Annotated in this window: 1 protein-coding gene; it reads left to right on the forward strand. The window is 62.2% G+C overall.

Annotated elements, in window-relative coordinates:
- Positions 1 to 238: VIT1/CCC1 transporter family protein (locus HMPREF2554_RS12005; RefSeq protein ID WP_210396031.1), on the forward strand; the 238-nt coding region annotated here is incomplete at both ends.

Genomic DNA, 238 nt, shown 5'->3' on the forward strand with positions numbered 1-238 from the left:
AAATGGCGGCTGACGAGGCTATTCACGAAGAAATCATTCGCGCCCTAGCCACCAGCGGACGCGAAAAACTCTCCGGCAACTTCCGCGCGGCGGTGTTCGGCGCGAACGACGGGCTGGTCTCGAATCTGGCGCTGACGATCGGTATTACGGCCTCGGGTGCGTCCAGCTCTATGGTGTTACTTTCGGGGATTGCCGGGCTGCTCTCGGGCGCGCTTTCTATGGCGGCGGGCGAGTTCGT

This window comes from Rothia sp. HMSC071F11, assembly GCF_001809115.1.
GTDB lineage: Bacteria > Actinomycetota > Actinomycetes > Actinomycetales > Micrococcaceae > Rothia > Rothia dentocariosa.